The sequence below is a fragment of the Longispora albida DSM 44784 genome (genome assembly GCF_000379825.1).
GTDB classification, from domain to species: domain Bacteria; phylum Actinomycetota; class Actinomycetes; order Mycobacteriales; family Micromonosporaceae; genus Longispora; species Longispora albida.
On record NZ_KB903837.1, the window covers coordinates 78,410 to 97,275 of the forward strand.

The following is an 18,866-nucleotide window of genomic DNA, read 5'->3' on the forward strand; positions in this document are numbered from 1 at the left end:
GGGAGCTGGGCGGCCTCACCGGGCCGGGCAGGACCTGCCGCTGGCCGGGGCGGTGAGATCGATGAGGTACTGGTGGACGGTGTCGTTGACGCAGGCGGTCTCCGGGTACGCGGTGTGGCCCTCGCCCTCCCAGGTGAGCACCCGGCCGGTGCCGAGGAGCGCGGCCAGGCTGGCCGTCTGCTCGTACGGCGTCGCCGGGTCGCCCTTCGTCCCGATCACCAGGATCGGCGGGGCTCCGGCGGCCGGCCCGGCCTCGTAGGGATCGCGCCCGGGGCCCCAGAGGGCGCAGGGCAGCAGGCTGACGGCGAGGTTCGCGCCGAACAGCGGGTACTTGGCCCGCCAGGAACCCTGGAGCCGCCGGATGTCCTCCACTGTGGACGACTGGCCCTCGTCGGTGCAGTTGATGGCCAGGTTCGCGTCGATGAGGTTGGTGTAGCGGCCGCTGGGGTCGCGGCTGTAGAACGTGTCGGCGATCCGGAAAAGGCGGGCCGGGTCGCCGGCTCGCAGGTCGGCCAGGGCACGGGCGAGGATGGGCCAGTCCGCCCGCTGGTACAGGGAAGCGAGGACGGCGAGCAGGATCCAGCCGGCGGTGGCCTGCCTGCCCTGATGGGCGGACGGCTTCCGGCGGGCGGAGTCCATGAGCGCGATCGTGGCGGCCTTGGCGTCCGGCCCGATCGGGCAGGACACGGCAGTCTCGGTACACCAGGCCGCGAAGTTGGTGAACGCCCGCTCGAAGCCTGCCGCCTGCCCCTCGCTGGCGGTGACGAAGTCCTGCCCGGGATCCACGGCCCCGTCGAGCACGGCAGCCCTGACCCGCGACGGGTACTGGTGCGCGTAGACGGCCCCGAGCAGCGTGCCGTAGGAGTACCCGAGGTAGGTGAGCTTCTCGTCGCCGAGGGCCGCCCGGATCGCCTCCACGTCGTACACGGTCTGCCGGGTCGAGTACCTGCGCCCGGCCACTGGTGCGCACAACCGGGCGACCTGCCGGGCCATCAGGACGGCCTCGTCGAACTGCGCCTGGGTCACCGGGTCCGGCTCGGCGGCCGCCGACTCGTCCTTGAACCGGTCCGGGAGGCACGTGACCGGCGAGGACCGGCCGACGCCACGCGGGTCGAAGCCGACGATGTCGAACCGGCGGAGAAGTTCCTCGGGGGCCGCGGAGGCGAAGTACGCCGCGTAGTCCACTCCCGACGCGCCGGGCCCGCCCGGGTTGATCACGAGCGAGCCGATCCGGTCCCGCTGCCCGGCGACCCTGGCCCGGATCAGCGCGATGTGCAGCATCTGCCCGCTGCCCGGCTGGGACCAGTCGGCCGGGACGGTCAGCGTCGAGCACTCGACGGTCGCGTTGCGTACCTGGCGGATGTCGCGGCACGGGCCCCAGACGAGCGGCGCGCCCGGCTCACGCGGGCCGGACCACCGGGCGTCAGGTGCGCTCGTGCAGCCAGCCACGAGCGCGGCGACGAGGAGCAGGCAGGCCATGCGGCGGCCCGGCGACAGGCGGCCCGGCCGTGCGGAACGGGGTCTCACCTGGGAGAAGGTATCAGCGGGACCTGCCGTTTCCTGGCCTTGGCCACGGCGGGTCTCACGCCACGCGTTGTCGTGCCGTCCTGGAGGAAGGTGGAGCGCCCGGGACCGTGGGCGCGTCCTCCACTTCGGACGATGGTTCAAGATCTTGGTGGAGATCTTGCTGGTGGTCAGCGCAGCGGGTCGCGGCCGGTCACGTCGAAGAGCAGCTGGCGCAGGCCGGTCAGGTCGGCTGGCGGGGGCGGGTACACCCCCGTGAGGACGGCGGAGATGCAGTCGGACTCGGTGTCGTCCAGCGGGATCTGCCAGCGCCGGCAGTCCGTGCGGACGTCGAGGAAGTGGCCGTGGTTGTCGTGGTGCACGAACGCGTACATGATGTACCTCCCAAATTGGGAAACGACATGATGGCGCGAAGGTGACGGCAATCGTGGGCACAACTTTACGCGTACGTTTCCCAAACTTAGGTTACTTGTACCTTTTGTTACGCACGGGCGGCGCGCGGTGTCGACCTTGGACGGTCGTGGCGGTCCATCCATAGACTGGTGTGATGCCGGGTCTCCATCACGCAGTCCTCGAAGCCGGTGATGCCGCCGTCCTGGTCGTCGACCCCGGTGACCTGGGGGTGCGGTGGGCCTCGCCTGCGGCCGGCCGGTTGCTCGGCTTACCCGGCGGTGTCTCCGGCCGGTTTCCGGAGCTGGTCGTGGCCGCCGACGCCGCACGGGTCGCCACGCTGCTGATGGCGGTGGCCGGGCGGGGCGAGGTCTCGCGGTGCACGTGCGCGGTGCCGGTCGGCGGCTCCGCCGACCGCCGCGTGGATCTCGTGATCCGTGACCTGAGCGCCGATCCGGAGATCGGCGGGCTGGTGGTCACCGCCTCCGACGTGACGGCGTGGGCCGAGCTGGCCGACCGGCTCGGCGACCGCCTGAACACCGATCCGCTCACCGGCCTGGCCAACCGGATGGGGTTCCTGCCCCGGCTGGAGCAGGCGATCCACAGTGCACACGAGTCGGGGCCGGGGCCGGTGCTGATGTTCCTGGACCTCGACCAGTTCAAGTACGTGAACAACCATCACGGGCACGTGGCCGGTGACGAGGTGCTGAGGCAGATCGCCGCCCGGATCGCGGGGGCTGTCGACGGCCGGGGCACAGCAGCGCGGTTCGGTGGCGACGAGTTCCTGGTGCTGCTTGACCGGTCGGACGCTGAGGAGGCCAGGGCTGCGGCTGACGAGATCCTCAGCGCGGTGAGCGTGCCACTCCGCCTGCCGGGTGAGCCGGGTGAGGAGTTCAGTCCGGCCATGTCGGCCGGTGTCGCGCTCGTGCGCCCCCGCCGCCTGCCGCAGGAGCTGCTGCGCGAGGCGGATCTCGCGATGTACCGGGCGAAGGCCCTCGGCCGTTCCAGGACGGTCGTCTACGACCCGGGCCTCGAAGACTGGGAGGAAGCGCGCCACCAGCAGGCCGACCGGCTGGCCGCCCAGGTCGAGCAGCTCCAGTCGGAGAACCGCCGGCTCGCCAGGGCCGCCCTCACCGACCAGCGCACCGGCCTGCCGAACAGCGCGGCCTTCGACGCGGACCACGCGCGGGCGCACGACGCCGGAGAGCCGTACAGCCTGCTGCTCATCGATCTCGACCTCTTCCACTCCTACAACGCGCACTACCTCTACCTCGCGGGCCACGAGACGCTCCGGAAGGTCGGCCAGGCGATCCGGCAGGCCGTCCCGGCGGCCAGGACGTACCGCTACGGCGGGGAGGAGTTCGCCGTCCTCCTGCCCGGCACGCGGCTGCCCGGCGCGATGGCGGCCGGCGAGCAGGTCCGGCTGGCCGTCGAGGCGCTGGGCATCGAGCACTGCGGCAACCCGAGCGGCGTGGTGACTGTGTGCGTCGGCGTGGTGGAGGCCAGCCAGCCGTCCACTGTGACCGATGCCGTCGAGCAGGCCAGCATCGCCGTACTGGAGGCGAAGGACACCGGCCGCAACCGCACGGTCGGCGCGAAGGTCCCAGTGAGGTCCTAGATGTGGTTCCTGGCCCGGGTCGGGGTGCTGTGTGGCGTGCTGGCGGCTGCGGCGGCCGAGGCTGGCCTGTTCGTGTACGTCTCCAAGCTCCTGGCGATCGTCGCAGGCCTCTGCGCCGCCGGGGTACTGACGAAGCTGCTGGATGCTGTGACCAGCAGCGGTGGCCAGGTGATCGTGGCATGGCTGCTGATGATCCTGATACTCGTCCTGGCGCCCGAGGCGTTACGCGCGCAGGTTCTGCTGGACCGTGGCGTCCAGGTCGAGGCGACGGTGGTCAGCGACTGGTATCTCCACCTCGCTGGCGGTGACGAGGCAGCCGGGCGCCGCAAGACCATCCGGGTCCGGCAGTGTGTGGTCCGCCTGCCGGACGGGCGCATGCACCCGAAGCGCGTCAGCGACTGCGATACCCCGGTCGGGGACCGGATCACCCTGATCGTCGACCCAGAACTGGAACGCATCCCGAGCCAGGGTACGAAAGCGCAGCTGTCCCGTGGCCCTCTGGCGTTCCTGATCACCATCGGCGTGTTCGCGGCGGTCCTGCTTCTGGGTAAACCTGCCGCCACCCGCCCCGTGGTCTGGCGCTCGGACGAGCCGGTCGACCCCTCCTGGTGACCCTTTTCAGCCTGCCTGCTGGACGGCCAGGCGGAGGGAACGGTGCAGGAGCCGGGCGTCGCCGAGCAGGGCGCGCAGCCGGCGTTCGAGCCCGCCGATCGGCAGGAGGTTCTGCGGGGCGCGCGGATCCTTGTACGGGCTGGACGCCAGCTTGGGCAGCGTGACCGCCGACAGGCCGGCCAGCTCGACGACGTCGGCGACGGGGAGGCCAGGCTGGCACTCGACGCGGACGACGCCGGCCCACGGGGAACCGTCGCCGCCGGGCAGCTGGAGGTACCAGGTGTAGCGCTCCCACACGCCGGACAGCTTGAAGATCGGGGTCCGCTGGCCGGGCGTGAGCCGCCCGACGATGGCCACCTGGGCCGGTGGCAGGTACTGCGTCCGGTGCGTCTTGATGTACCCGAGGGCCCGGTGCAGCGCCGCCCGCCCGCCGAGCGGGCCGTCCACGATGATCAGGTCGTGGTCGGAGCCGGCGTCGGCAGCCGCCTTGATCTCCAGTTTGCGCAGCCGGTCCTGGATGGCGGCGACCAGGTACTCCTGGTCGCCGTTGCTGGCCGGGTACGAGGTGTAGACGGCGCCACGGATCGGCGGGATGTCGAGCTGGGCCGCCGAGAACACGCCGCGTTCGAGGAGCGGCGTGCCGAGCGTGGCACTACCGGCTGCCAGGTCGCACGTGACGACGCCCGCCGCGTACGAGGCGGCGATGCCCAGGTGGGGCGGCCCGCCGTCACCGGCGTCCCGCCAGACCCGGCCGTCGATCCGCCGGACGCCGTCGACGAGCCGGATGAGCCGGGCCTCGGCGACGGACGGCGGGCTGACCGGCTCCCACTCCACCTCCTCGACCTCGGTGTCGACCCGGACTTCCGAGGCCGAGCGCTCGTCGCCGGACAGCGACGAGCCGTACGAGGGGTCCCAGGTGTCGACGTACAGGCTCATCCGACCCTCTTCACGGTCGCGCTGACAGCTGACTTGCTGACCTCGAACCGGACGGGGATCCGCTCGGCCAGCGAGGGTACGTGCGTGACGACGCCGACGAGCCGGTCCCCGCGCGCCGCGAGGTTCTCCAGGGTCGCGGCGACAGTGTCCAGTGTGGCCGCGTCGAGGGTACCGAAGCCCTCGTCGAGGATGATCGAGCCCAGGGCGGCCGAGGTCTCCGACATGCCGGACAGCCGCTCGGACAGCGCGAGGGCCAGGGCGAGGGACGCCTGGAAGGTCTCGCCGCCGGACAGGGTGCGCACGGTCCGGCGCAGGCCGGCGTCGAACTGGTCGACGACGAAGAACTCGCCCTTGTCGTGGCCCAGCTCGTACTGCCCGCCGGACAGCTCCAGCAGCAGCGCCGAAGCCCCGTCGACCAGCTGGTCCAGCGCCTCCTCCAGCAGCCAGCGCTTGAAGTTGGTCGCCGTGAGGTGCTGGGCGAGGGCCCGGGCCGTGCGGGCCTCGGCCTCGTGCCCGGCCCGCTGCTCGCGGAGCTGCCTGGCCCGCTCGGCCGCCTCGGTGAGCCGGTCGACGGCGGCCGAGGCGCGTTCGACGGCGACGGCCGCGTCCCGGACGTACTGCCCGCTCGTCGGCACCGCCGCCGCCCGGAACAGGTCCTCCACTGTGGAGCGTGCCGCCGTCAGGGTCTCGGCCGCCGAGCCGGACGCGGCCAGGGCTGCCTCCCGGATCGCGGTCAGTCCCGTGGTCCGGTCGGCGGCCCAGGCGGTCAGCGACTGCCAGGAGCCGGGCAGGTTCTCGCGATCGGGTGCCGGGGGTTCGTACCGCGCGACCGAGTCCCGGGCCCGGTCGTAGTCGCCCCAGGCCCGCTGCACGGCCGCGCGCGCGCCGTCAGCCTCGTTCTGGGCAGCCTGCCGGTAGGACCGCAGCTTCCGCAGCTCGACGCCGGACGCCTCCAGCCGCTTGGCCAGATCCTGCGCGGCGGCCAGAGCCTCGGCCGCGCTGGCCCGGTCCAGCTTGCCCGCGAACCAGGCCTCGGCCTTCGCCATCCGCTCCCGCGCCCCGGCCAGATTCGCCCGGTGCGTGGTCAGCTCCCGGTCCGACTCCCGCAGCACCCGCTCGGCCTCGCCGTGCGCGGCCCGGGCCGCTGAGAGCCTGCGGTCAGCCTCGGTCAGCCTCTCACTGTTTTGTACCTGCGGCAGAGAGTGCACTGGCTGCGCGCATACCGGGCAGTCCTCGCCCGTGACCAGGTGCCCGCGCAGCGCTGCGGCCAGCTCGGCGTCCCGCGCCTTGTCCCGGGCCGCCTCGGCCTGCCGGACCGCGAGGGCTGCCTCTTCCACTGTGGACACCCGGGCGCCATGTGCCTGCTCGGCGACCGCGAGAGCGGCAGCGTGCCGGTCGATCTCACCCGGGATCTCGTCGGCCCGGTCGTAGGCGTCGAGGAGCTTCGCGAGGACGGCGGGGTCGCCGGCCGTGTCCCGGGCGCGGAGCAGCTCCTCCTCGGCCGCCTCACCGCCGCTGACCTCGCGGTCGGCGCGCCGCAGGGCCTCGATGGCCTCCGTCGCGCGTACATCCAGATGGGTCAGGTTGGGCGGGGTCTGGATGCCGCCGACGGCCCGGAGCTCTTCCTCTGCCCTGCGCAGGTCCTGAGCTGCTGTGGTGGCCGCCTGCTCGGCGGTCGAGAGAGCCGGCAGCGCGGTGTCGACCTCAGCCGCGAGCATGCTGAGCTGGGCGAGCCTCGCCGTGGCCTGGGCGATCTGGTCGTCGCCCGGCACGTCGCCGGACAGCACTGAGTCGATCGCGTGCAGCTTGGCGTCGGCCTCCTGCGCCCGGCTGTTGGCGCGCTCGCGGATCTCGTCGTAGACCCCGAGGCCGAGCAGGTTGACCAGGATCTGCTGCCGGGTGGCCGGCGTGGCGTGCAGGAACTCGGCGAACGCGCCCTGCGGCAGCAGCACGCACGTGATGAACTGCTCGAAGGGCAGCCCGACAGCCTGCTCGACAGCCCGGTCCATCTCGGCGGGCGTGCCGGCCAGCACCTCGCCCAGCTGCTCGTCCGTCAGCCCGGTGTCGAGAGTGGACAGATCGAAGCCGGGATGCAGCCGCTCCAGCCCAGCGTGCTTGGTCTGCACCTGCTTGCCGACCCGCCGCACGACCCGCGAGGCCACGTACCGCTGCCCGGCCGCCTCGAAGACGAGCCGCACCCTGGCCTCGGCGCTCGACGGGGCCAGCGCGCCCGACACGCTCTTGCGCGGCCAGCGCGGCACCGTGCCGTACAGCGCGAAGCAGATCGCGTCGAGAAGCGTGGACTTGCCGGAGCCGGTCGGGCCGACCAGCGCGAACAGGTCGGCCCCGGTCAGGTCGAGGGTCGCGTGCTCGCGGAACACGGTGAAGCCCGCCACGTCGAGCCGCAGCGGCCTCATCAGTGCATCTCCGTGTAGATCTTGTCGAACAGGTCCGCGACGGCCGGGTCGTCGTGGTTCTGCTCCGTCAGGTACGAGCGGAACAGCTCACGCGCGCTCCGCCCGGCCCGGACGGACCGCTGGGTGCGGGCCGCGTCGGCGAGCACCTCGGGGTCGATCCGGATGTCGAGCGCGTTCGGCAGCATGGCCTGCACCTCCTCGCGCAGGCCGGCCCGGGGCTTCTCGGTGATGAATACCCGCACCCAGGCGTCGGCCGTGTCGAGCTCGCGGAGCTGTTCGAGCGTGCCGCGCACGGTCCGCAGCTCCCTGGCCTGCGTCATCGGTACCGCGCGGACCCTGGCCGGGGTGTCGGGCGTGACCTCCACGATCACGGCACCCGGCGTGTTGTCCGCCTCGCCGAAGTCGATCGCCAGCGGGCTGCCCGAATAGTGCACTTTCGACGGTCCGGGTACCTCCTGGCGGCGGTGCAGGTGACCGAGAGCGACGTAATGAGTACTCGCGGGGAAGAGGGTGGTCGGGACCGCGTACTGCGCGATCGTGTGCGCCTCCCGCTCCCCGCCGCCGAGCCGCCCGCCCACGACGGTCAGGTGCGCGGTGATCAGGTTCACCGAGTCGGCGGTCTGGTCCTTGGTCAGCTCCGTGATCAGCCGGCCCACGTGGTCGGCGTAGAGCTGGTCGGCCTCCGCGCTGGTCAGGTCGAACATCTCCGTCGCCCGTACCGCGAACCGCTGCGACAGCCACGGCAGCGCCAGGCACCGCCACGGCTCGCCGCCCTCCGTGATACCCGTGACGACGAGGTCACGGCTGACCGCGCCCCGGATGTCGATCCCGGCCGCCGTGGCCCAGCCGCGCAGAGCCTCCAGCTCAGCGCCGTTGTCGTGGTTGCCGGCGATGGCGACGACCGCGCCGGCCCGCCTGCGCAGCGCGCTCAGCGTCCGGATGACGATCCGCTGCGACTCGGCACTCGGTGCTGCGGTGTCGTAGAGGTCGCCGGCGACGATCACCAGGTCGGGCCGCTCGGCGTCGGCCAGGTCGACCAGCTCCTTGAGTACCCGGATGTGCTCCTCGGCCCGGGGGTTGCCCTTGAGGACCTTCCCGACATGCCAGTCGGAGGTGTGGAGGATCTTCATGCGGATACCGGCCTCATGCCTGCCATCGTGCCGTATCGGTGTCGATCACCATCGGCAGGCACGCCGATGTTTTTTGAACACATGATCGGACCCCGGCCGTGCGGCCGCGCGTACCCGTGGCGGAAGATCGGTACATGACCGACACCGAGCGCCTTCACGCGCGGCTGCGCGCCTTCACCGCCGACCGGGGATGGGAGGAGTACCACACCCCGAAGAACCTGGTGATGGCGCTCGCGGGGGAGACGGGCGAGCTTGTGGCCGAATTCCAGTGGCTCAGCCCGGAGAAGTCGGCGGCCGTGATGACCGACCCGGAGGCCGCGGCCCGGGTCAGCTCCGAAATGGCCGACGTCTTCATCTACCTCTCGCAACTCGCCATGCGGCTCGGCATCGACCTGCACGAGGCAGCCCACACCAAACTCGACGAGGTCGAACTCCGCTACCCGGTGGGAGTCCGCCCCCGCAACGTGTGAGGAGAGATCACGGAGAGTGAGTATGCGAGTCTCGTTGAATATCTGGCCGGGAATGGAGCTGTCGTGCTCAGCAGTGTTTGCAGCTCCCCCTGATCCGGATGGGTGACGTGTTCCGGCTTCGTCCTGCTGGCGAGCTTCGCAGTGGCCAATCATCCGTCGCCTGGAGCAGAAGAGGAACTCGCCGAGCGGATCGCTCGCCACGTCGGCGCGGTGCGATGAAACGATGCGGTGCCGCCTGACCGGGGTGTCAGGCGGCACCGCATCGTCATCAGATCCCGCAGCTGGGTGCCGACCAGGACCGGCTCGACCGGATATCGACGTGGACGTGGTCGTTGTGGTCCGGGTATCCGGGGCCGAAGATGCCGTTGAAGCCCGCGTACCGGGCCTGCTGCGCGATCCGGCACAGCGTGACGCTGCCCGACACCAGGTCGAGAGCCGTGCCGTACGTGTGCTGCCCGCTGCCGGAGCCGCCCACCGAGGCGTCGCAGGCCTTGCTGCGGAAGCCGGACGTGACCGTCAGCGGGTACCCGCCGAGCTGCTTGCGCAGTGCCTCAGCCCGCCACATAGCCCGCATCAGGTTCGACTGGACGGTGGCGGCGCTGACACTGCCGCCAGAGTAGCCGCCCTGCCCGCAGCCACCGTCCACTTCGGACCAGGCGAAGTGTGCCGGGGTGCAGTCGTCGTCCTGGAGTTCGTAGAGCTTCGCGAAGGTGGCTGGGCCCGCGACGCCGTCGGCCGCCAGCCCGTACGCCGCCTGGAAGCGCCGGACGGCGTTGGTGGTCGCCGGGCCGTACGAGCCGTCGATCGACAGGACCTCGCCGTAGCTCATCCAGCCGGCCACGCGGATCTGGAGGGTGGTGACGTCGCCGCCGGACGTGCCCTGCGTGAGGGTCCTGTTCCAGGTGTAGCAGGCGTCGGCGTGCGCGGTGCCGGCAGTGAACACGCCCACTGTCACCGTCGCGGCCACCATCACCGCGAGCGAGACGAACGTCCTCAGTGCTGTGTGGAGGGACATGGTGCTCCTCGGCTGTCTTCGTCAGTCCCCCGAACCGGCACCGATGGTTCCGTAGCCGATCCACCCGAGTCAATGGACGGGCTCCCTCCTCCGGGGGAACAGTGCCCCTGCTCAGGGTGATCAGTTCGTGCCGCCGTCCCGGCAGGCTGACAGCATGATCGCGAAGAGAGACCTGCTGGCGGGCTGCTGGCTCGCCGGATACGCCGCCGTGCTGGTGGCACGGCCGGACGGCGACCTGCTGCTGGCGCGGGGCTGGTGGGCCGCTGGCCTGTGCCTGGCAGCTGCCACGTCGGCGTTTCTTCTCCGGTACCGGGCGGCGCGGCCGGTCGCGTGGACCCTCGTCGCCGCGCTCGTCTTCTCCTGCCCGCTGTTCCTGCTCGACGTCGTGTACGGGCTGATCCCCGGCCTCGGCCCCGAGATCGACCCGCTCGCCGCCGCCAGCCGGGCCGCGTGCCTGATCGGGGCTGGCCTGCTGGCCAGGGCCGCCATCCAGCACGCCCGCGTCCACTGTGCCGCGTGCAGCCGCCGCGCCGTCGTCAGGGAACGCCGGCCGAGGTGGGCGTGGTGGGGCGCGTACGGGGCCATCGCGGCCTGCTTCGTCCGGATCGCGGCACAGGTCGTGGTCGGGTGGGGCGAGATCCCGCTGGAGCAGGGTGTGGCGCTCGTGGTGTTCGAGGTGGGGTTCGTGCTCGCCGGTACCCTGCTGCCGCTGGCGCTCGTGCACGACTTCGGGCGGGTCTGGCCCCGGTGGGTACCGTTCCTGGCTGGGCGGAAGGTCCAGCGCTGGCTCGTCCTCGGCCCGGCCTACGCCCTCGCCGGCGGGATCACCGTCTACTTCACCGTCGTACTGGGCTACCTGACCGTCGAGACCGTCTCGGGCAGCTTCGTGGCCGACCCGTTCCCGCTGGCGTTCTTCTGGGTGGCCGTGCCCGGGTACCTGGCGTGGGGCGTCGGCCTGGGGATCGCCGCCATCGGGTACAACCTCGACACCCGCCAGCCATGCAAGGCCTGCGGCAGGCCGTAGCGACCAGCAAACGGCCCGGCTCTCCTGGAGCCGGGCCGTCGCTGTGCGATGCCTAGAACGGGATGTCGTCGGTGCTGTCGCCGGCCAGGGCGAACGGATCGGCCTTCTGCGTGGCTGACCGGTGCGTGGTCTCCGGCGGGGAACCGGCCTCGCTCGGCCGGGTCGCCCACGACGGGAACGGGAACTCGACGACCAGCGGCACCGGGATCTCCGGCTGGGCCACGAACATCGTGCCCGGCTTGGCCAGCAGCACCCGCTGCCGCTGCGAGGCCGGCAGGAAGCCGTACTCCGGCCGCGAGGCCTCCGCCGGGTCGAGCCGCCCGACCACCCGGATCGCCGAGTTGGCCACGATCCGCCGCTCGACCTCGCTCGCGGTCTGCTGCGCGCCGATCAGGATCACGCCGAGGGACCGGCCACGCTCGGCGATGTCGAGCAGGATCTCCTTGATCGGGCTGGTGCCCTCGCGCGGCGCGTACTTGTTCAGCTCGTCCAGCACGACGAACTGGAGCGGCTTGGCCGTGCCTGCCTTCTCCTTGCGCTCGAACTCGGTCCGCAGCGTGACACCCACGACGAACCGCTGCGCCCGGTCGGGGAGATTGTGCAGGTCGACGACGCTGACCTGCGCGTCGGTCGTGTCGATCCCGTGCGCGCGGCGCGGCGGCAGGTCACCGCGGATCAGCCGGGACAGGTCCTTCTTGCTGCCGATCAGGCGGCGGCTGAACGCGTTGACCGTGCCCAGCCCGACAGCCGACCCGGCCCACGTCCCGCGGGCGTCCTCATCGGACAGCTGCGAGCAGATGTAGTCGACCAGGTCCTCGTAGGACCCGAGCCGCTGGCCGTCGATCACGATGCCACCGTCAGCCGGCACCGCTGACCGCGCGAGGTGGGCTGTCACCTGATGCACCACCATCGTGTACTGCTGGCGCTCGTCATCAGCGTCCGCGAACACGAACGGCAGCAGCCGGGACGTGCAGAAGTCCTCGAGAGTCCAGTAGAAGGCATCCACCCCGGTCGTCCGGCAGGCCACGTCCGGCGTGCCGGCCGCCGACCCGGCGCGCGGCGGCGCGAACACGGCCACCGACTTGAACGGGCCGGGCCTGAGCCCGAGCGCCGCGTACCTCGCCTCGTCGTCGAGCTTCGCGTTCGGGTGGTCGAGGAGCAGCAGGTCCTCGCCCTTGACGTTGAAGATGAGCGCCTTCGTGTTGACCGCCTCGGCGCCGAGCACGCCCGAGTGGAACACCGAGTACAGCAGCCAGGTCGCGAAGCTCGTCTTCGTCGCCACGCCCGAGATGCCGGAAATGGAGACGTGTGCGCCGCGTGTGCCGTCCAGGAAGTCGGCGTTCAGGTACACCGGGGCGCCGTCGCGGCCCAGGCCCATCGGGATCCGGCGTTCCATCCGGTCGAAGTACAGGGCCGAGGCGCGCTCGTCGCCGGTCGCGCGGAACACGGTGCTGCCGGGGCGGGGCGGCACGTACACCTCCGGCTCGACCCGCGTCGTCGTGATCTCGGCAGCCTCCTGCACCTCGGCCGGCAGCTGCCCGGCGGAGATCGCGAACACGTCCGACTCGAACTGCGCGCCCTCGTGCCGGGCCCTGACCTGCGTGACCACCCCGGAGATCGCGACCGGATCCCTGCCTGGCACCTCACGCCGGGTGACCACGACATCGTCGAGCTGGAGGTACGCCCCCGGCTGCACTGCCACCCAGAAGGTCAGTGGTGTCGCGTCGGCGGTGCCGAGGACGAGGCCGACCGGTTCGCTCTCCGTCATCGCCCCATCGTGCCAAACCGGTACCACGTTCATCGGAACGCCCCGCTGCCCGGGGAACTCCGAGCCGAAACACTGCTGCACACGAGCCCCCGGAGCCGATAGCGTCAGCGGCCATGACGCGCACAGTCACGCTGATCCTGGCCGCGCTCGACGGGGAACCCTGGGGCGCGCTGCCGCCCTTCGAGACCGTCATGCCGTGGTGGCAGGAGGTCACAGAACCCGTCGCGGCCGCCAGGGAGCTCCACGGGCTCGACGTCACCATCCTCCGGCTGCTCAGCCACGGCCCGGCCCAGCCCGGCGGCGAGGTCAGCTACCTGGCCGCCTGCTCCTCGCCCCGGCCGGACGGGCTGACCCCGGTGGAGATCGACGTGTCCGACCATCCGCTGCGCGCGCCCTACGCCAGGCCCGGCGGCCCGGCCCGCTCGCTGACCTGGGCTCGTGACCTGATCGGCGGCTTCGAGGCCACCCAGATGCGCACCTGGAACCTGTCGAGCATCTGGCGCCTGGACAGCGTGGCCGGAGCCGGGCGCGTCTGGCTGAAAGAGGTACCGACCTTCTTCCACCACGAGGCAGCCGTGCTCGGCTGGCTCGCCAGGCACCAGCCCGGCTACGGGCCGGAGCTGATCGGGGCCGACGCCGGCCGGATGCTGCTGGCTGACGTGGCGGGCGAGGACAGGTACGGCGCGACCGCCGCCGACCGGGCCGCCTTCCTGACCCGGCACGCCACGATGCAGGCCCGCGCCGCGAGCCAGGCCGGCGAGCTGCTGGAACTCGGAGTACCCGACCGGCGGAGCGCCCCGCTGACCGCCCGCATCCGGGCGGCCACCACCCAGTACGGCCCCCAGGCCGGCCTGCCGGACGGGGACCTCAGCCTCCTGGACGGCCTCGACGAGCGCCTGGCCGCCGTCGTGGACTGCGGCATCCCCGAGACGCTCGTGCACGGTGACTTCCACCCGGGCAACCTGCGCGGCGGTAGCGGCGACGACATCGTCCTCGACTGGGGCGACAGCTTCGTCGGCCACCCCGGCTTCGACGCGCTCCGGATGACAGAGGACGTACCGGACCCCGAGCCCATCCTCGCCGCGTGGTCGGCAGCCTGGCGCGCTGCGGTCCCCGGCTGCGAGCCCGAACGGGCCCTGGACCTCCTCCGCCCCGTGGCCCCGCTCCACCAGGCCCAGATCTACGCCGGCTTCCTGGACCGCATCGAACCGTCCGAGCGCGGCTACCACGAGGCCGACCCAGCGTCCTACCTGGACAAAGCAGCGAAGATGCTGGGATAGCAGCCACCACAGGCCCCCAGCCCAGCCACCACAGGGCTGACCGTGAAGCGCCGGCAGGCGTCGTGCGGCCAACGGCGCCCGGGCACGGGTTGGGTGGAGCCGTCCGGTTCGCTTTGGCGTGGAGGCGCCCCGCGCCGGAACGCCAAAGCGAACCTGCCTAAGGACGGCTCCACCCAACCCCAGCCAGCTCTGCCCGGAGGGGCAGGAGGTGGTACCCCAAGGGCCGTCCCGTCGCCCCCTGTCCGGCCCGTGATCCGAGTGCAGCATGAGCGTGCCGTACTGGGAGAAGCGGGAGGGTGGCCCATGCGCCGGACACGAATGGTGATCGCCGCCGCGATGCTGGCGTCCCTCGTGGCCGCTCCGCTGCTCCCGCCGTCGGCCAGGCCTGCCAGGGCGGCGGACGTGGTGGGTACTCCGTACCGGCTCGGCTACACCAGTTACGCCTCGACGCAGTTGCGGGCCGAGGACGGCAACGGTGTCGTGGGCTACAGCTTCGGCACGCCCGATGCGGAGGGTTCGTGGCGACGGGCGGGGCTCGTGTGGGTGTCCGGGCGCGTGCCGGACGGCGGGGTGGAGCGGGACGGCGAGCTGTGGTTCAACACCGTCGAGGGCCCGGCCAGGCGGCTGACGAACAACGACTCGATCGAGCGGCACCCGGAACTGTCCCCGGACGGCAGGTGGGTCGCCTACTCTTCCGACGCCACGGGCAACTTCGAGATCTGGCTGGTCAACGTGGCCAACCCGGAGCAGCGCCGGCAGGTCACGCAGGATCCCGGGGACGACAGCTGGCCGTCGTGGTCTCCAGACGGTACGAAACTGGTGTTCGCCAGCACCCGGCAGGACCTTGGCGGTGATCTCTTCACCGTCGCGCCCTTCGCGGCCACTCCGCTGGTGCCGGCCCGGCTGACCAGTGACATCGCGCCGGAGGGGCAGCCGTCGTGGTCGCCGGACGGCGCGCGGATCGCCTTCACCCGGGGTGCCGACGTCGTGACCATGCCGGCCGCAGGCGGGGCCGTCACCAAGGTCGTGACGGGTGAGCAGCCGTCGTGGGCTCCGACCAAGGGTGAGATCGCCTATGTGAGCCGGGCCAAGGACCCGGCCGGCGACATCTGGTCGACCACAGTGGACGGTGTGACGCGGCGGGTGATCTCCGAGCGGGCCGGTGCCGCCGAGCACAGCCCGGCCTGGCAGATCCGCTGGTGGTATGGCATGGAGTTCGAGGAGGTCACCTACACAGAGGAGACCTCCGGCGACAACCGTGACATCTGGAGCGCCGATCCGCGTGCCAGGGACCAGCGGAACCACACGCAGCGGCCCAGCCTCGACGAGCAGGACCCGGACTGGTCGGCGGACGGGCAGCGGCTGGCCTACACGGAGGACACGCCGGGTGAGGCGTACCGGATCATGGTCGCCGACGCCAACGGCCGCAATCCCGTGCCGCTGACCGGCGTCCCGGCCGACTACGAGCGCAACGAGCGCGACCCGTCCTGGTCGCCGGACGGCACGATGATCGCGTACACGATCGGCGGCAACAGCGGCCTGCCATCGGTGGTGCAGATCATCCGGGTGGCCGACAAGAAGGTGCTGGGCGAGGTCCCGTACCCGCCGGAGTACCTCCGCTACGACGGCGACTTCTCGCCGGCCTGGTCGCCGGACGGTACCCGGATCGCGTTCATCCGCCGGACGTACTCCAGCTCGGACACCTATCTCGACCCGCCAGCAGCCAGCCGGTACGTCTCCCAGGGCGGAACCGGCGAGGTCATCACCCGGATCAGCCTGCCGGACGGCGGCGGTGGTGACGTGACGAAGCGCGCGGCGCCGACGCCGGCCCCCGGGAGCACGATCACCGGCAGGGTCTCGTACTGCGACAACGGCCTCACCGTCACGTTCCACCCGCCGGAGATCGGCAACGTCTACCCGGGTGAGACCGTCACCATGACGCCCAGGCTGCGGCTGGCGGAGCCGGCCGTGGTGGGCTCGATCCTGCACTGCCGCCTGACGTATCTGGTCAATGGTGTCGAGGACCGGGAGTACTCGCAGCTCATCACCATCTCCGTCGCCGACCGGAACGTCGGCGAGGACCAGGTCCTCATCTACGCCGGCGACTATCTCACCGACGACCCGCGCGGCATGGCCGTCCACTACGAGGTCAACCAGCCCGCGACCTGCGACAAGCCCGCTGGTTCCGTGTTCCCGATCGGCAGCACCGTCGTCAGCTGTACCAACCGCAACGGCACGAGCGCCACGGCCGTGATCCGCGTCCGTTACCGCAGCACGTACTCCAGCCAGCACCTCTGGGTCGCGACGCTGACGAGGGTGAGTTCTGACCTGATCACGGTCAACGAGCAGCGCGACATCGGCATCCTGGTCGACGGCGACGGCTGCCCCGGGGCCGCCGAGAACGACATCAACCCGGCCTGGTCGCCGGACGCCCAGCGCATCGTCTACGCGCTCGACTACGGCGACGAGCTGCTCTGCGTGACCAAGCCGGACGGCACGGACGCGCGGCAGCCGTTCGGCGGCGAGTTCTCCAACGCCTCCGAGCCGGCCTGGTCACCCGACGGGCAGGACATCGCCTTCACCCGCTATCCGAGCTGCGGCCTGCGAGCGGACGGGGCCGCCGTCGCTGCCGCCCCGCGCGATGGCTGTGCGTCCAGCGCCACGATCTATCTCGTACCCGCCAGCGGCGGCACCCCTGCCCGGTGGAGCACCTGGCAGGGCGGCGCGAGCCAGCCCGCGTACCGGCGGATGGCCGACCTGCACACCACGATCACGCCCGACCCGCCGAGCATCCCGTTCTTCGGCACGAGCACGGTGACCCTGACCATCACCAACCGTGGCCTGATCCCGGCACCGGCGACAGTCGCGACGATCACCCTGCCGTCGACCGGCCTCAAAGAGATCATGGTCGTACCGACCCAGGGCGCCTGCACCGGCCTGACCTGCGCCGTGGGCACCATCCCGCCCGGCGCGGCCGTCACGGTCCGGATCACCGTCTCCGGCATCCTCGAAGGCGTGCATCCGGTCGCCGGCTCCGCGCGAAGCTCCTTCGAGGACGGTGACCCGTCCGACAACTCGGCCCAGACCCGCGTGACGGTCGGCCCGCCGACCCGGGATCTCGCGGTGAGCGTGACCCCGGCAGTCCCGAAGCCTGGCTACGTCGGCGGCGATCCGATCGTCGTGACCATCACCGTCCGGAACGGCTCGCAGATCCCGTTCGAGGGCGTGAGACTGACGCTGGCCCTCCCGCCGGGTCTGACGCCGCCCGTGCTCCCGCCCGGCTGCACGGCGACCCTGTGCGACCTCGGCACGATGGCACCGGACGAGGCCCGGACCTTCACCGTGACACTGCCAGCATCGTCCGCTGTGGACACCGTGCTGACCGCGTCGGTGACGTCGGTGACTCCAGACCCGGTGCCCGCCAACAATTCGGCCAGCACGCCCGTCGTGGTCCTCCAGCCCGTCCTGAAGCTCTCGGCCGGCGTGGCTCAGCCGGGTGAGGTCGTACGGGGGATCGGCAGCCAGTTCCCGCCAGGGGCGAAGGTCCGGCTGGCCTGGTCCGCCGGCCAGTCCACCCCGGTCGAGGTGACGGCCGACGCGACGGGAGCCTTCGACGCGCAGGTCCTCGTCCACTACCGGGATCTGCTGGGCGCGCGGGTGCTGCGCTGCACGCTCGTCTCCGGTACCAGGTTCGGCCCGGTGGACTCCACACTGCTGCTCGTCGTCGCTGGCAACGGCCGGGAGAGCGACCGCGACTGGGTGGTCCGCCGCTGACCCGGTGCTCAGGCTCAGCGGAACGTGTCCTCGAGAGTCAGCAGGTACCGGGTCGAGCCGAGACCGGCGTAGCGGAGCTCGACCCAGTACGCCGTCTCGTGGGGCTTGCGGCTCCCGGGCGGGGTCAGGCCGAGGACGTGGAAGACGACAGCCGTGCCGTCGATCGTCTTCTGGCCGGTGAGCTCGCCGGGGGCTGGCCTGGTGACCTGCCAGCCGTGCGCTGTCGCCAGGCTCCGGTAGTGGTACTCGATCTCCGCGACCGAGGGGCTGGCGCCCTTCGGGAGGTCGAAGCCGAGGCTGGCGCCGCCGTAGTACCGGTTGTCGGCGTTGCCTTCGCACGGCTGGAAGGACCGTTCGTGCGGCTGCTGCCGGATCGGCGAGATCCCCTGTGGGGGCTGGACGAGGATCGGATCACGCCCGAGCGACGCGGCGAACGCGGCCTCGGCGTCACTGCACGCGTGCCCGGAGACGATCCACTGCGGAACCCGCGCGTACACGGCACCGGCAGCCCCGGCGACGAGAGCCACGAGCACCACCACAGGTATCCAGATCCGTCGCTGCATGCCATCAGGGTAGCTAGGTCCTTGCTCGGCGGGCTGCTGGCGAGCTGGCTGGGCCTGGCGGCACCGTTCCTGATCGCCGGAGCGTTCCGCCTCGTGGTGAACGCGAGCCTGGCAGGCGTGATGCGCCGGGAGTGGGCCCGGGCGGAACAACTCCCATCACTCTCCGTGCAAGATCCGTCGCCCGCAGGCCGGGCCGGTGCGAGTGATTGCACCGCCCAACCGGGTCGTACCAGCCGGTATCCATAGGATTCGCTGAAGCGGTCCTTAAGGGAGGCTCAACACTCTCCGTACACGCCCGGAACAAGGGTGGGGCAAGGGTTTTCCCCGTTTCGGCAATGTTCGATC

The 18,866-nt window shown here is 71.5% G+C and carries 14 protein-coding genes; 6 read left to right on the plus strand and 8 right to left on the minus strand.

Annotated elements, in window-relative coordinates; all coding sequences use genetic code 11:
* Window positions 1-15: 15 nt before the first annotated feature.
* Window positions 16-1,479, minus strand: coding sequence for an alpha/beta hydrolase (locus A3G1_RS0128565; RefSeq protein WP_018352929.1), 1,464 nt, complete (start codon window positions 1,477-1,479; stop codon window positions 16-18).
* 215 nt (window positions 1,480-1,694) lie between these two features.
* Window positions 1,695-1,898 carry a hypothetical protein gene (locus tag A3G1_RS0128570; protein WP_018352930.1) on the minus strand — a complete coding sequence of 68 codons (204 nt, stop codon included), beginning with the start codon at window positions 1,896-1,898 and terminating at the stop codon, window positions 1,695-1,697.
* A 173-nt stretch (window positions 1,899-2,071) separates the two neighbouring features.
* On the opposite strand from A3G1_RS0128570, the gene A3G1_RS0128575 reads away from it, so the two are divergent.
* Together A3G1_RS0128575 and A3G1_RS0128580 are read left to right on the plus strand one after the other, a co-directional pair.
* Window positions 2,072-3,532, plus strand: coding sequence for a sensor domain-containing diguanylate cyclase (locus A3G1_RS0128575; RefSeq protein WP_018352931.1), 1,461 nt, complete (start codon window positions 2,072-2,074; stop codon window positions 3,530-3,532).
* A complete protein-coding gene (locus A3G1_RS0128580; protein ID WP_018352932.1) occupies window positions 3,533-4,144 on the plus strand; it encodes a hypothetical protein in 612 nt (203 codons plus the stop codon). It abuts the gene before it with no gap.
* Window positions 4,145-4,150: 6 nt separating this feature from the next.
* Here A3G1_RS0128580 and A3G1_RS0128585 read toward each other — a convergent pair whose 3' ends face one another.
* The 3 genes from A3G1_RS0128585 to A3G1_RS0128595 are packed head-to-tail and all read right to left on the minus strand — an operon-like array spanning window position 4,151 to window position 8,627.
* Complete coding sequence (locus A3G1_RS0128585; RefSeq protein ID WP_018352933.1) at window positions 4,151-5,080, minus strand: DNA double-strand break repair nuclease NurA; 930 nt, start codon at window positions 5,078-5,080, stop codon at window positions 4,151-4,153.
* Window positions 5,077-7,497, minus strand: a complete 2,421-nt coding sequence (locus tag A3G1_RS0128590) for an AAA family ATPase (protein WP_018352934.1) — start codon at window positions 7,495-7,497, stop codon at window positions 5,077-5,079. The genes A3G1_RS0128585 and A3G1_RS0128590 overlap by 4 nt, the downstream gene beginning before the upstream one ends.
* Window positions 7,497-8,627, minus strand: a complete 1,131-nt coding sequence (locus A3G1_RS0128595; protein ID WP_018352935.1) for an exonuclease SbcCD subunit D — start codon at window positions 8,625-8,627, stop codon at window positions 7,497-7,499. The genes A3G1_RS0128590 and A3G1_RS0128595 overlap by 1 nt, the downstream gene beginning before the upstream one ends.
* A gap of 134 nt (window positions 8,628-8,761) precedes the next feature.
* On the opposite strand from A3G1_RS0128595, the gene A3G1_RS0128600 reads away from it, so the two are divergent.
* Window positions 8,762-9,097, plus strand: a complete 336-nt coding sequence (locus A3G1_RS0128600; protein WP_026212625.1) for a nucleotide pyrophosphohydrolase — start codon at window positions 8,762-8,764, stop codon at window positions 9,095-9,097.
* A 268-nt stretch (window positions 9,098-9,365) separates the two neighbouring features.
* Here the strand turns inward: A3G1_RS0128600 and A3G1_RS42195 are convergent, their stop codons facing one another.
* A complete protein-coding gene (locus A3G1_RS42195) occupies window positions 9,366-10,112 on the minus strand; it encodes a M15 family metallopeptidase (protein WP_018352937.1) in 747 nt (248 codons plus the stop codon).
* Window positions 10,113-10,266: 154 nt separating this feature from the next.
* Here A3G1_RS42195 and A3G1_RS37295 point away from each other — a divergent pair, with 154 nt between their 5' ends.
* Window positions 10,267-11,136: a hypothetical protein gene (locus A3G1_RS37295; protein ID WP_157641464.1), complete on the plus strand. Its 870-nt coding sequence runs from the start codon at window positions 10,267-10,269 to the stop codon at window positions 11,134-11,136.
* 52 nt (window positions 11,137-11,188) lie between these two features.
* Here A3G1_RS37295 and A3G1_RS0128615 read toward each other — a convergent pair whose 3' ends face one another.
* Window positions 11,189-12,904 carry an ATP-binding protein gene (locus A3G1_RS0128615; RefSeq protein ID WP_018352939.1) on the minus strand — a complete coding sequence of 572 codons (1,716 nt, stop codon included), beginning with the start codon at window positions 12,902-12,904 and terminating at the stop codon, window positions 11,189-11,191.
* A 113-nt stretch (window positions 12,905-13,017) separates the two neighbouring features.
* Between A3G1_RS0128615 and A3G1_RS0128620 the strand changes: the two genes are divergently transcribed.
* Window positions 13,018-14,184, plus strand: coding sequence for a phosphotransferase family protein (locus A3G1_RS0128620; protein ID WP_018352940.1), 1,167 nt, complete (start codon window positions 13,018-13,020; stop codon window positions 14,182-14,184).
* Between the two features lie 303 nt (window positions 14,185-14,487).
* Window positions 14,488-17,958: a DUF11 domain-containing protein gene (locus tag A3G1_RS0128625; protein WP_083937163.1), complete on the plus strand. Its 3,471-nt coding sequence runs from the start codon at window positions 14,488-14,490 to the stop codon at window positions 17,956-17,958.
* Between the two features lie 14 nt (window positions 17,959-17,972).
* Here A3G1_RS0128625 and A3G1_RS0128630 read toward each other — a convergent pair whose 3' ends face one another.
* A complete protein-coding gene (locus tag A3G1_RS0128630; RefSeq protein ID WP_245563615.1) occupies window positions 17,973-18,521 on the minus strand; it encodes a hypothetical protein in 549 nt (182 codons plus the stop codon).
* Between the last annotated feature and the right edge of the window lie 345 nt (window positions 18,522-18,866).